Genomic DNA, 13,132 nt, shown 5'->3' on the forward strand with positions numbered 1-13,132 from the left:
GTACAAAAAAGGTCAGGGTGATGAAATGAACGACAGAAAACGCCATGTAATTGAAAAAGCACATCAGCTTTTCATCGAAAAAGGTTTCCAGGCTACTTCTATTCAGGATATCCTGGAATACAGCGGAATATCAAAAGGAACCTTCTATAATTATTTTTCATCTAAAAATGAGCTGCTCATGGATATTTTCAGAACAGCTTTCCGGAAAATGGAAAATGAACGGAATGGCATGTTGCTTGGTAAAGATCCTGGGGACGCGGAAATTTTCATCAGTCAAATCGAATTCCAGATGACCGCTAACCGTGAAAATAAGATCATTCCTCTTTTTGAAGAAGTGTTTTTCTCGGGAGACAAAGAACTGAAACAATTCATTGAAGTAGGTCAATTGAAGGTGTTACGCTGGTTCGCTGAACGGCTCGGAAACATAACGGATGAAAGTACCCAGCCATACCTTCTTGATGCGGCGATCATGCTTAATGGCATCCTTCTCCAGAACATCAGGTTCCACCGTAAAGCAAACGGCGAAACAGCCCATTTACATCCCGTTGTTCGGTATAGTGTCACTCGGATTTTGAATACGCTAGATGAGCTTGTATTTACCGGGGAACAATTAGTAGCTCCAGAGATCATGGAGAAGTGGCTGCCCGTCTCCAAATCAGAAGAGCTTGACTGGAGGATTAAAATCCATTCAGTTATCTCACGCATGAAAAAGCCAGTCTGCAATAACACTGATTATATAAGGAAGCTTGAATTCATCGAGGAAGAAATCCTCCGTTCATCCTCACCAAGAAAATTCCTGATTGATTGTGTCCTTCAATCAATGGAAGAAGTCGATGCCAATGAACTTAACGACTTACAAGCATTAATCGATGAGAATCTCCTTGAAAAAGCATGAAAAAACGTGGCAGAAAACGATTTTGTTTTCTGCCACGTTTTTTTAAGGAATTTATTGCGAAGTTTCCACAATGCGTACAATTATATTCTTTTACCGCTGTTTGTTTTTTGTCCATCTGATCGAAAATGAGTAAATCTATGGTTCAGTTCTGTAAGATCATAATGGGTAACGCACTTTATTGGCGATTTTCACAATTTTATTGGCGATAATTTCGTTTTATTGGCGAAAATCATTTTATATTGGCGATTTTCTTCTATTTATTGGCGAAAATCTAAATTTATTGGCGAACTGGAAATTTAGAGCCTTTTTTTCCAGTTCGCCAATATGGTTTATTGGCCAGCTACATATTCACTACCGTCCACTTGAGGTCATTAACCACATTGAAATTAATTACTAAACAGTAGGTTCCGTGAAATCAGGATTACTGATCAAGTTTCCTTAAATAAAATTCCACGAGTTCTGGATAGTCCTTGAGTTCGGACCTTCCTTGCTCTGTAATCACATAAATGCCTCTCTCCACTCTTTCAAACCATTTATAATAGTTTTTCTGAAGGATCAATGGCGTTTTATTGCCTGTTCCGAGAGCAGCCAGTGCTTTTGGAGACATTTGCCCGAGTTTTTCAAGATAACAGGCGATTTGGATGCAGTTTTCTTTGTAGGCAGTCATGATCTTGGTTTTGCTGCTGCCGCCAATATTATAGTCAGCGCTTCTTCCTTCTATCTCCTTGATCAGGGCAGCTCTTTTCCTGGTGTTCTTGCTTGTCATACGCTTATAAGGTTCAGGGTGAATCTTGAATTCAACTTTCTTCCGGTTACCAGCAAATGATACGATAATCAACCCCAGCTCAAGCCTTTGGATCAATTGTGTAATATCATTCCATCGTTTCCTCGTGATGCGCTTCGGCTTAGGAATAGCTATATAAACAAGGTCTGTCAGGCGCTGCCTTCTCGTAGCCTGAAGCAAAAGATCGATATTCAGATTTAGTTTTAATTCCACGATTATGAGAACGTCATCCTTCACAGCTGTTAAATCGCAATCGTGCACCTCACCATTGACACGATAGCCTTGTTTTATAAAATGCTTGCGGATCGGCTCATATAAATCGGCTTCGTATAGTTTTGTCATGTGTCAAACCCTTCTGTCCATCCGGCAGTTATTCCTATCATTATAGCAAACTTTTTAAATGTTTAAGTCATTTAGACAAGCCTTCTACATATAATGTTTACGGATTAAGCAGTGGAGGATGAATGATGAGGATAGTGTTCCTGTTTTTATTGACGATGCTTCTTGGATTGATGATTTACTTGAAGGTTGAAATGGAGGAAGCCAAAAGAGCTTCAAATGAGACGGAAACAGAATATATATCTGAAGAATACACAATCAGCGAGAGAGATGATTCAGGATATTACGGAGCGAGCAGAGATGGCAAAAGCATTTATTTCAAAAAGGAGAAAGTGCCAGACCACGAGAAGTTTGAAAATGGGGATTCCGTTCTAGTGTACTTTGATAAAAGCGGGCGTATTGATGGACCTGTAAAAATAGAAAAAATAGACTAGGGAGCCAGTTGATAGCCAGCTCCCTCGAATTTTTATCGGATTACCTTTCTTTCCTCGAGCTTTTGTGCGATTGCCGTCGTAAGCTCTTGGCCGCTTTTCGGCAAAGAAGTCTTCATTACGGCATTCATGACTGGTGCAAGTGCGCCTTCAGCGGTCATTTCCAGATAACCAGTCATCTTTGTCCGGTTTTTGTCCAGCGCTTCAGCGTTAAAATAACCGGTACCAGTGAGGTTTTCATTGATTCCCTTTAAATCAAATGTCACTCTAGTCGGCTCAATCCATTCCTTGATAGTCACCTGCAAACTGATTTTTTTCTTCAATACAACCACTGTTTCCTTGAATATCCAATTGGACTGTTTTTCGTTCAACTTTTCATGGCTGATATATCCAGGCAATAATGGCGCCCAGTTGTCCATGTCCTTCACGAAATCCCAGACTTGTTCGATTGGAACATCAATGACAATATCGTGTTTTCCTTCTGGCATGATCTCTCCTCCTTTTTCATCCTTTATGAGATATATGTTTTCCGTATGGATTTATACTTTGTCCATACTATTTTAAAGAGCAGTTTGCCATTCAGATGAAATTGTATTTACTGTAAAAAAAGACCATTCCAGATTGGAGCCATCTGTCAGTATATTCCCTTCATAAAACACAAAAACACACCTTTTCAGATGTGTTTTGCTGCTACTTCATATCAAATCCATTGACGAAAAATTGTACTGTTTCGAGTTCGTCCTCGCTAAGGTCCCTGCCAGCCATATTCCTGTATTCGTCAATGATTACTTTAGAAACTCCTTCGTATTTTTCTGTCAGATCCGCGATGGATCTTAGGAGTTTTACTTCCTCTGCGAACTGTTGCTTAGATAGGATGCCGGTATGCGACAGAATATAATAGTCTGCATCAAAGACTTCAAGTTTGTTCAATAATTCCCTGATTCCATCGACTGTATAGTTATCTTTTTCGGAAAAAATATCTGGATAAAAGCTGTCTGCCAAGAACAATATCTTTTCCTCTTTGACATAGATGACCACCGAATCGTCAGCATGGTCACCTCCTACATGTTTAATAATGCATGTGATGCCGCCAAGGTCGATCTCGATTTCATCTTCGAATGTCATCACAGGCAGAGTGATGGTAATGTCCCGCTTATCAGGGAACTCCTGTTTTATCGCATTCGCGCAAAATTCAATCTCCGTTCCTTCCGCTACCCTTTGATCTATTGCCTCATTGGACCAGGATAATGGGCGCAGCTTTTCAATTTCTTTTTTCGTCTTCGTCGAAGAGATTGATAATAAATTGCCTAAGGCAGACAGGCCGAATATATGATCCCAATGCCAGTGAGTCAAAACTACATAAGAAGGAAGATCCACGCCTTTTTCATTGACCATTTTCATGAAAAGGTTAGCGTGGGCTTCAGAATTTCCCGCGTCAATCATCAGAGTTCTTTCGCTGCCTGCAACGATTCCGAGGATTGGCCTGTCTGTCTCAGAAACTGGCGTCATATACCAAAATCGCTCGCCAATTCTTTCAATTGTTTGCATTCATTTCACCTATTTTCCTATGGCTTTCGTCCAGAAAGCCTTTAATTTTTCTTGATATTCTTCTTCAGCGATTGTATACGCCTCTGTGTGCCCAGCTCCCGGCACAATCCAAAGTTCTTTTTCGCTATTTGCTGTATCAAATAAACGTTGTCCCATTTCAGTTGGAACTAATGCATCCTGATCACCGTGGATGATGAGTAATGGAATTTTGTTTTTTGCAACACTTTCAATTGCCGATGCTTCAGCGAATGTATAGCCTGCCCTGATATCCGTGATGAAACTTGTAACCTGCATGACCGGGAAAGCTGGCAGTTTGTATAAATACTTCAATTGGTGGCTTAATTCCTCAAGAACTGTCGTATATCCACTGTCAGCAATGATTCCCTTGACTTGCTCAGGAAGTTTTTCGCCGCTCGCCATCAGGACCGTTGCTGCACCCATGGAAAAGCCATGCAAGAAGATCGTTTCCGCTCCAGCTCCTTCAGCTAAAAACCTTGACCATTGAACATAATCTTTGCGATCATGCCAGCCATATCCAATATACTCTCCTTCGCTAAGACCGTGTCCCCTTGCATCAGGCTTTAGAATATCATAGCCCTGCTCATAATAAAACTTCGTGATACCAGGCATTTGTTCACTGTTTCCTTTATATCCATGAGCAAGAATCACTGCTTTACCGGAGGGGTTCTCATTCTTTAAAAAGCGAGCCTTCAGTTTGAGCCCGTCTTCTGATTCTATTTCTACCAACTCAAAATCCTGTTTCGCTGTCCAGTCAGTGATTTCCTCCAACTTCCTCTGCTCCTCATCTTCACTTAACAGTTTGGCAGCCGTTACACTTTTTCCGCCACCATGAAGATCAACAGATTCTTGGCTCCGATTAATCGCGACATTATAAAAATAGTTCCCTGCAGCAATCAATAGAATGAAAATCGTCAGAAACGTACCAGTTACTATCCATATTAATTTTTTCTTCACAATCACATTCCCCTTTTTCCCCTAGTTCTTGTTCTTTTTAAAAATAGTTTACCAGAAAGTATGGAAAAAAAGACCTTATAGCGGGAATTTGTAAAAGTTAGTGTGGACCATTTTATGGGTATATACCAATAAAACGGATAGGAGGCTGATTGAAATGGAAATTGAAAAAAAACATATCCTTAAGTCATATAAAAACGAAGAGAAAGCTATTGATTCTATTGAAAAAATTAAAGACGAGAAAGATCATCCAGTAAACAGTTCCATTTCCGGCTATAACGTAGAAAAGAAATCCACCAAAGAATACCCTACGAATGCCTTTAGTCCAGGTGAGCTCGATATGGGAGAACCGGCTTTTGAAGATTACAAGGATGACCCAACAGAAAACCCCGCATTAGAAAAAGATAAGAACAAGGATATAGAGCGGCCTTTGCCAGAACGGGCAATGAATAATCGCATTAGATAAGAAAAGGTGCACGGATTTTTGTCCGTGCACCTTGTTTATTAGACAACTTTGTTTAGTCATTACTTTCAGTGAGACGCTTCATAACTATGTAGGATGCTCAATCCACCCATTCCCCTGTTACTTTTTAAAATTTATAAGGTTAAAATATATTTGTTAACTTAAATATTTTTAGGTTGACATAAAATATTCAAAAAGTTTATTCTTTATGTATATTACGAAAAAGGAGAGCATCTAACATGAAGTTCAAAGCATTAGATTTAACTCTGGCATCAATGTTTGTCGGCCTGATGGCTATCGGAGCAAATATTACCTCATTTGTGCCGTTCATGGTTGTTGGCGGTGTACCGATCACACTGCAAACCTTCTTTGCCATATTAGCAGGGATCATCCTTGGGAGCAGATTAGGCGCCATTTCAATGACTGTCTATGCATTAGTAGGATTAGTAGGCGTACCTATTTTTGCTAGATTTGGAGCTGGTTTCTCTACTATTATCAGTCCAACATTCGGATTTATTCTATCTTTCATATTAACAGCATATGTTGTAGGAAAAATCGTGGAAAAGAACCGAACTCTTTCTGCATTTGTTATTGCTTCATTAATCGGTCTCGTCATCAATTATGTTTTCGGAACAAATTGGATGTATTTTGCCTATAAATTCTGGGCAGCTGCTCCTGAAGGATTTACATATAAAATGGCATGGCTTTGGATGGTTGCCCCGCTTCCAAAAGATATTATCCTTGCTGTATTCGCTGGCATGATGGGCCATCGACTGGAAAAAACGGTCCTATCCAAAGGCAACTTCAAACACTTAAGAAAAGCCGCTTAGGTATTATATGTAAAGAGGCAGCGGTGACTAGGAATTGAACTTGAATTTTAGCAATCACAACTTAAGGAATTAACTTGAAGTATAATAAAAACACAGCTGATCCTTAAAGGAACAGCTGTGTTTTTTATCTGCTTGGCTTAAAACATTATAGTATTTGCAATTCATAAAATAAAAGATAACAATCAATTAAGTTTCGCCAGCGCACGGTTCGAAAAACTGAACCCTGCCTTAAAAAGCATATAATCTTTTCCTCTAATCCATTTAAAGAAAGTGTCTGGCACACTCACCAGACAACTCCCAAGTCACTTCCTTTTATTCTCAGGTTCAATTTTCCTGTGATCTGGTTTCTTCGGATAATCAGCAGTACCTTGAGGCGGAGCAGTAAAATCTCCTCTTTCATTTAGGTAATTACCTTTACTTTTCATTATAAAATCCTCTCCCTTCTATTACATATCAGAATGTTGCTCCTTTATTTGCTTCTTGATCGCCTTATCCCTCTCTCCACCATCTGCAAGTTCCTCGGAAAACTCATGCTCCTGAAGTCCCGGCTTACCCAAGAGCTTTGAGCTCTCAATTGTCTCGGCAGAAAGATTATTATTGGCTGCACCTTCTTCGTTCCATTTTCCCATACTACTCCCCCCTTTTTTCTTACTATTTGTTAAATCATTCCCTATCATTCCTGATTAATGATGTATACCTCTCCTCATTCAATGAAAAAGAAATAAATCATTTGCTTTATTTCATGCACTTTTGTAAAAGTGGGCAAGAATAAAGGTGTAAATCTATATGGATGGACGTGAATTTCATGGATCAATGCGATCTGGTTGTGCTTCAAACAAGCGATATTCATGGCAATCTTTTACCTATTAATTATGGGGACCATTCAGTATCACATTCAGGGATGGCGAAACTGGCATCTGTATTCAAAGAGGCACGAAAAAATTGTGATTGCAGCTTATTAATAGATAACGGCGATGTCATTCAGGGCACTCCCCTTACTTATTATTATTCGAGATATATGAACAGTTTAAAAAATCCAGTTATCAGTGTAATGAATTACTTGGAGTATGATTGCGCAGTCATTGGCAATCATGAATTCAATTATGGGATCGAATTATTGGAAAATGCGATTAAGGAATCCCATTTTCTTTGGCTGTCAGCGAATATTGTGACGAGGCATTCAGGAGAACCTGCTTTCGGAAGGCCCTATTTTATCAAAACCTTCCAAAATGGCTTGCGTGTAGCAGTCCTTGGAGCCACCACACATTATATACCGAACTGGGAAAACCCTGCTCACATCAAAGGGCTTGAATTCCATGATGCTTTTGAAACACTAAAAAAATGGGTTGAGTATTTACAAGAACATGAGAAATACGACCTCCTCATTGTTTCTTATCATGGTGGATTTGAACGAGACATTGAAACAGGATGTGAGACTGAAAAGCTAACTGGTGAAAATCAAGCCTATCGAATTTGCAAGGAAATACCGGGAATCCAGGTTTTACTGACTGGCCACCAGCACCGCCAGCTTGCGGGACAACTTAATGGAGTGCTGGTTGTTCAGCCAGGACATAATGCACATGCCTTTTCAAAGGTTTGTTTTAAACTTGAGAAATTGAACGGAACCTGGAATGTTGCTGGTCAGTCGATTGAGATAGTAGAAATAGATGAAAGCGTTGAGCAGGATGCAACGATCCTAGAGATGACCAAAGCGTACGAAGAGGCCACACAAATATGGCTCGACCAGCCTCTAGGAGAAATTATCGGAGATATGCGGATCAGCTCCCCTTTTGAAACCCGAATAAAAGATCATCCACTCATCGAGTTAATTAATATGGTACAAATGGATGCTGCCCAAGTGGATATATCTTCAACAGCGCTCTTCCATAATGGGGCCCCTGGATTTCCGAATAGGATCACCATGAGAGACATCGTTTCAAACTATGTCTACCCCAACACGTTGAAAGTAATTACTGTTTCAGGTCAGGATATTAAAGACGCAATCGAAAAATCAGCAGAGTATTTCCTATTAGATTCCAAAGGCGAAATCCAGGTTAATCCGGCCTTTGAGTATCCTAAACCACAGCATTATAACTATGATATGTGGGAGGGAATTGAATACCTGCTTGATATTTCCCAACCAATCGGTAACAGGGTGAAACATCTGGAGTATAAAGGGAAACCTTTGCAATTAGATCATGCCTTTGACATAGTCGTCAATAATTACCGTGCAGGCGGCGGAGGAAACTACGATATGTTCAAAGATAAGCCTGTTAAAAGAGAAATCCAGACAGACATGACAGAATTACTAGCTGAATATATCCAGAGGCATGGGAGAATTCAGGCTACTTGCAATAATAATTGGAGAGTGTTGTCTCCCTAATAGGCAATTAGGACGAAATCTTTTATTAATGTTTGCTATTGATTCCAGTATCTGTTATGATGAAGTAGAATTATTTTTGTTCGGTGTAAAGGATAGAAATTATTTCGTCTTAATGATCACTTTGGGCAAGGATAGTAACATAATGTGCAAATGCACTGGGAGGTAACAAGTAATGGAACAAGGTACAGTAAAATGGTTTAACGCAGAAAAAGGTTTTGGATTCATCGAGCGCGAAGGTGGAGACGACGTATTCGTACACTTCTCTGCTATCCAATCTGAAGGTTTCAAATCATTAGACGAAGGTCAAAAAGTATCTTTCGACGTTGAGCAAGGCGCTCGCGGACCACAAGCTGCTAACGTAACAAAACTATAATATTAGTTTTGTCAAATGAAGAAGGTTCCTCAGGGACCTTCTTTTTATTATGTTTACTTCCCTCTCCCTCACCACCCCACAAATCCAACAACAACCAACTTTCTCATTCACATATCCCAATCAAGCTGTATGTAGAAATAAACTTTTAATAACCATGAGAATGGAATGTGAATTTAATCGAATATGATTTCGACTCCAAGCAAATAATTTAAAAGACTAAAATTAAGGCGGGATTGCTATTGAATCAGCTAGAATTATTAACAAGAATCACAATTGGTTTTATTGTCTTGCTTTCAATGGCACGATGGGCTGGCCGAAAAGAAATCAGCCAAATGACTTTTTTTAACCTAGTATCTGCTATTGCATTTGGGTCAATAGCGGCAGCGCTTGTAGTCAATTCTGCGGTAAGCATTGTTAATGGTGTCATTGCGTTAGTTGGCTGGGCTGCTTTTACAGTCCTAACCGACCAAATTCACTTAAAATCTAAAAAAGCCAGGAAACTGCTAATGGGTAACCCGGTAATTGTTATTAAAAAAGGTGAAATAATGGAGGATGCTCTTAGGCAGACTCGTCTTGATGCAGATTCACTACAAGCCAGACTCCGGGAGAAGAATATCTTTTCTTTGAGCGATGTTGACTATGCCATCTTTGAAACAGACGGAAAACTTTCTGTCTTAAAGAAAGAAGGCAAGCAGACGGTTACAAAAACGGATATGAAGATAGCGAAGGCTTCAAGCGACTTTGTTCCGCTTTCAACAGAACTGGTATCTGATGGAATAGTAAATGTCCAAAACCTCGCTAAGATGAATAAGGATCGATTGTGGCTTGACCAGCAGCTTCAACAGGCTGGAATCCAGTCAGCAGAGGATGTCTTTTACGCAGAAGTACAGCCTGATGGGAAGTTGTATATTGATAAAAGAGAAGATTTTTTGCATTAACGATGCTCATGTTAACTAGGTTTATTTATTGTAGTCCAATCCGGAACTGTTGGAATGAGGCCACATAACAAAGAAAAGAAATACACTGAAAAAATAAAAGAGGTGGAAGCATACATCCACCCCTTTTCATTCTATTACACTCCCTTAAATGCCAATCGATAGATTTCGGCTAGTTCTGATACTAACGGCAGCTTAGGGTTGGCAGTTGTGCACTGGTCTTCGAAAGCACGATCTGCAAGCTGGTCTACTTTTGCTTCAAATTCGGCTTTTTCTACACCATTTGCTTCGATGCTCATTGGAATATCCATTTCCCTTGCTAATTTGATGATTGCCTGGACGAAACTTTCCACCCCTTCTTCAGTGGTTCGGCATGGAAGTCCTAGTATCCTGGCGATTTCTGCGTACCGCTGGTCGGCGACAAAGCTTTCATATTTAGGGAATGCCGTGAATTTCTTCGGCTTTGTCGCGTTATAACGGATGACATGCGGCATTAAGATAGTATTGGAACGGCCGTGTGCAATATGGAATTCCGCTCCAAGCTTATGCGCCAGACTATGGTTGATACCCAGGAATGCATTGGCGAACGCCATCCCGGCAATCGTTGAGGCGTTGTGAACCTTTTCCCGTGCCACCTCATCCTCGCCATTTCGATACGCTCTTGGCAGATACTCAAATACCAATTGGATGGCTTTAATTGCAAGACCGTCTGTATAGTCATTTGCCATGCAGCTGACATACGCTTCAATAGCATGTGTCAGTACATCCATTCCCGTATCGGCCGTAATATGCTTCGGCACAGTCATGACAAACTGCGGATCGACAATTGCGACATCAGGAGTCAATTCATAGTCTGCCAGCGGGTATTTGATATTGGCCTTTTTATCGGTGATAACCGAGAAAGATGTCACTTCTGATCCAGTGCCTGATGTTGTCGGAATGGCAACAAATTGTGCTTTGCGGCCTAGCTGCGGGTACTTGACGATTCGTTTGCGAATATCAAGGAATTTCTGCTTCAAGCCATGGAAATCTGCGTCAGGATATTCATAGAACAGCCACATGCCTTTCGCCGCGTCCATCGCTGAGCCACCGCCCAATGCAATGATGACATCCGGCTGGAAGCTCGCCATCATTTCCGCACCTTTCATGACTGTTTCAATAGATGGATCTGGCTCTACATCAGAGAAGATTTCACAATGTACGTAATCCGGGCGCTTCCTTAAGTGATAAAGCACTCTATCAACATATCCCAGCTTGACCATTCCAGGATCTGTTACAATGAAAGCTTTCGAGATTTTTGGCATTTTTGCAAGATATTGAGTTGAGTTCTTTTCAAAGTAAATTTTTGATGGGACCTTGAACCACTGCATATTCACGTTCCTTCTCGCAACTTTTTTCACGTTGATCAGGTTGATGGCACCGACGTTCGTAGAAACTGAATTTCCACCATACGTTCCGCAGCCAAGTGTCAAGGATGGCAGGTAGGCATTATAAATATCACCAATCGCCCCCTGGGAAGACGGTGCATTCACGATGACACGTCCCGCTTTCATTCTTAACCCGAATGCTTTAATCACTTCATCACTAGTAGAATGAATGACAGCAGAGTGGCCAAGCCCGCCGAATTCGAGCATCTCTTCTGCCCGTTTCAGACCTTCTTCCGTTCCATTCACTTTGTAGCAAGCCAACACAGGGCTTAACTTTTCACGAGAAAGTGGGTATTGCGCACCGACACCCTTCAGCTCTGCAATAAGAATTTTAGTTTCTTCAGGCACTTTCACTCCTGCCATTTCAGCAATCTTATGTGCCGGCATTCCCACTATATCTGCATTAACTGCACATGAGTGTTCATTGATGACAAGTTTCTCAACCTTCGATCTTTCTTCTTCATTTAAAAAGTAGCAGCTATTGGCGATCATTTCTGCTTTAACCTCATGATAAATCTCTTTGTCAATGATGACAGCCTGTTCGGAAGCGCAGATCATTCCGTTATCGAAAGTTTTGGATAAAATCAGGTCATTGACTGAGCGTTTCACATTAGCAGTCCGTTCGATATAGCAAGGCACATTCCCTGGCCCAACGCCTAATGCTGGTTTTCCTGAACTGTAAGCCGATTTCACCATTCCGGCACCGCCAGTAGCTAATATCAAAGAAATCTTCGGATGGTTCATTAAAGATTGTGTTGCTTCCAGAGAAGGCTTTTCAATCCACTGGATACAATCTTCTGGTGCACCGGCTCTGACTGCTGCATCGCGGAGGATTCTCGCTGCCTCACTGCTGCATTTTTGCGCAGAAGGATGAAAAGCGAATATGATAGGGTTTCTTGTCTTTATTGAGATTAACGCTTTGAACATCGTTGTTGAAGTAGGATTTGTTACAGGTGTAACTCCTGCAATCACTCCAACTGGCTCAGCAATCGTGATCATTCCTTCATGCTCGTTCTCATCAATGATGCCCGCTGTTTTATCATATTTGATATTGTGATACACATACTCTGTCGCAAACATATTCTTGATGATCTTATCTTCATAAACACCGCGTTTTGTTTCTTCAACTGCCATTTTAGCAAGGGGCATATGCTGATCAAGGCCGGCTAGCGCCATTTCTTTCACGATTTTATTCACGGCTTCCTGATCTAGCTCCCTCATTTTCGCTAAAGCAATCAATCCTTTTTCTAAAAGACCATCAACCATTTTAGTGACGGATGTTTGTTCTTTTACCACTTTTTCGATTGTCCCCATGTTTAGGACCTCCTCATTATTTTGGGTCGTCTGCTGGATTTATGCAGTTCATATGATGCTGAGTTTTAATTAGATTCATTGATTCTAGGAAGTAAGCTTATATTTTGTGAATGTTTTCACAATAAGAGTCAAAAAATCACTCACAAACTGGATTTCTAGGTATTTTTTCAAAGCTGATGTCTGTTAAGAATTTAGTGCTTCTCTTAACAATGATGACGAAGTTGACTGTCCAGATGTATGCCGGTATTTCTTGATCTTCTTTATACATCATCGCTTCGAATTCATCGCCGATGACATCCTCAAACATTTCCTGGGTATATATCTCAGTATCTGTTGAGAATGGTTTAAATTCACAATACATCATCTTGATCACTCCTTTTCCTTTTCTAATTAAAGATTAACACATAAAATGAATAATACTTTGTGAAATATTGAACA

The 13,132-nt window shown here is 40.5% G+C and carries 15 protein-coding genes; 7 read left to right on the forward strand and 8 right to left on the reverse strand.

Features of this window, described 5'->3' with window-relative positions:
- Positions 1-25 precede the first annotated feature (25 nt).
- Entirely contained in the window at positions 26-895 is an 870-nt protein-coding gene (locus AB5I83_RS05825; RefSeq protein ID WP_448973559.1) for a TetR/AcrR family transcriptional regulator, read from the forward strand.
- 421 nt (positions 896-1,316) lie between these two features.
- Here AB5I83_RS05825 and AB5I83_RS05830 read toward each other — a convergent pair whose 3' ends face one another.
- Entirely contained in the window at positions 1,317-2,021 is a 705-nt protein-coding gene (locus AB5I83_RS05830) for a DUF2161 domain-containing phosphodiesterase (protein ID WP_448973561.1), read from the reverse strand.
- Between the two features lie 122 nt (positions 2,022-2,143).
- Between AB5I83_RS05830 and AB5I83_RS05835 the strand changes: the two genes are divergently transcribed.
- The gene (locus tag AB5I83_RS05835; protein WP_448973563.1) at positions 2,144-2,452 is read left to right on the forward strand and encodes a hypothetical protein; all 309 of its coding nucleotides are present in this window, start codon (positions 2,144-2,146) and stop codon (positions 2,450-2,452) included.
- Between the two features lie 32 nt (positions 2,453-2,484).
- On the opposite strand, the gene AB5I83_RS05840 is transcribed toward AB5I83_RS05835, so the two are convergent.
- The 3 genes from AB5I83_RS05840 to AB5I83_RS05850 all read right to left on the reverse strand — a co-directional run bounded on the left by AB5I83_RS05840 (position 2,485) and on the right by AB5I83_RS05850 (position 4,972).
- Positions 2,485-2,937, reverse strand: a complete 453-nt coding sequence (locus tag AB5I83_RS05840) for a CoxG family protein (RefSeq protein WP_448973565.1) — start codon at positions 2,935-2,937, stop codon at positions 2,485-2,487.
- 202 nt (positions 2,938-3,139) lie between these two features.
- Positions 3,140-3,997 carry an MBL fold metallo-hydrolase gene (locus tag AB5I83_RS05845; protein ID WP_448973567.1) on the reverse strand — a complete coding sequence of 286 codons (858 nt, stop codon included), beginning with the start codon at positions 3,995-3,997 and terminating at the stop codon, positions 3,140-3,142.
- Between the two features lie 9 nt (positions 3,998-4,006).
- On the reverse strand, positions 4,007-4,972 hold the full coding sequence (locus tag AB5I83_RS05850) for an alpha/beta hydrolase (RefSeq protein ID WP_448973569.1): 966 nt from the start codon (positions 4,970-4,972) through the stop codon (positions 4,007-4,009).
- A gap of 154 nt (positions 4,973-5,126) precedes the next feature.
- Between AB5I83_RS05850 and AB5I83_RS05855 the strand changes: the two genes are divergently transcribed.
- Positions 5,127-5,435: a hypothetical protein gene (locus AB5I83_RS05855; protein WP_448973571.1), complete on the forward strand. Its 309-nt coding sequence runs from the start codon at positions 5,127-5,129 to the stop codon at positions 5,433-5,435.
- Between the two features lie 236 nt (positions 5,436-5,671).
- On the forward strand, positions 5,672-6,262 hold the full coding sequence (locus AB5I83_RS05860; RefSeq protein WP_448973572.1) for a biotin transporter BioY: 591 nt from the start codon (positions 5,672-5,674) through the stop codon (positions 6,260-6,262).
- 302 nt (positions 6,263-6,564) lie between these two features.
- On the opposite strand, the gene AB5I83_RS05865 is transcribed toward AB5I83_RS05860, so the two are convergent.
- Together AB5I83_RS05865 and AB5I83_RS05870 are read right to left on the reverse strand one after the other, a co-directional pair.
- Entirely contained in the window at positions 6,565-6,687 is a 123-nt protein-coding gene (locus AB5I83_RS05865) for a hypothetical protein (RefSeq protein ID WP_448973574.1), read from the reverse strand.
- 21 nt (positions 6,688-6,708) lie between these two features.
- The gene (locus AB5I83_RS05870; protein ID WP_167830734.1) at positions 6,709-6,891 is read right to left on the reverse strand and encodes a hypothetical protein; all 183 of its coding nucleotides are present in this window, start codon (positions 6,889-6,891) and stop codon (positions 6,709-6,711) included.
- A 176-nt stretch (positions 6,892-7,067) separates the two neighbouring features.
- Here AB5I83_RS05870 and AB5I83_RS05875 point away from each other — a divergent pair, with 176 nt between their 5' ends.
- From AB5I83_RS05875 to AB5I83_RS05885, 3 genes are all read left to right on the forward strand, one after another.
- Entirely contained in the window at positions 7,068-8,645 is a 1,578-nt protein-coding gene (locus tag AB5I83_RS05875; RefSeq protein WP_448973576.1) for a bifunctional metallophosphatase/5'-nucleotidase, read from the forward strand.
- 172 nt (positions 8,646-8,817) lie between these two features.
- Complete coding sequence (locus AB5I83_RS05880; protein ID WP_044392209.1) at positions 8,818-9,018, forward strand: cold-shock protein; 201 nt, start codon at positions 8,818-8,820, stop codon at positions 9,016-9,018.
- A 239-nt stretch (positions 9,019-9,257) separates the two neighbouring features.
- Entirely contained in the window at positions 9,258-9,956 is a 699-nt protein-coding gene (locus AB5I83_RS05885) for a DUF421 domain-containing protein (RefSeq protein WP_448973578.1), read from the forward strand.
- Between the two features lie 134 nt (positions 9,957-10,090).
- On the opposite strand, the gene adhE is transcribed toward AB5I83_RS05885, so the two are convergent.
- Both adhE and AB5I83_RS05895 read right to left on the reverse strand, forming a co-directional pair.
- Positions 10,091-12,733 carry a bifunctional acetaldehyde-CoA/alcohol dehydrogenase gene (adhE, locus tag AB5I83_RS05890; protein WP_448973936.1) on the reverse strand — a complete coding sequence of 881 codons (2,643 nt, stop codon included), beginning with the start codon at positions 12,731-12,733 and terminating at the stop codon, positions 10,091-10,093.
- 97 nt (positions 12,734-12,830) lie between these two features.
- Positions 12,831-13,058, reverse strand: a complete 228-nt coding sequence (locus tag AB5I83_RS05895; RefSeq protein WP_448973580.1) for a hypothetical protein — start codon at positions 13,056-13,058, stop codon at positions 12,831-12,833.
- Positions 13,059-13,132: the final 74 nt, after the last annotated feature.

The sequence above is a fragment of the Mesobacillus sp. LC4 genome (assembly GCF_053543455.1).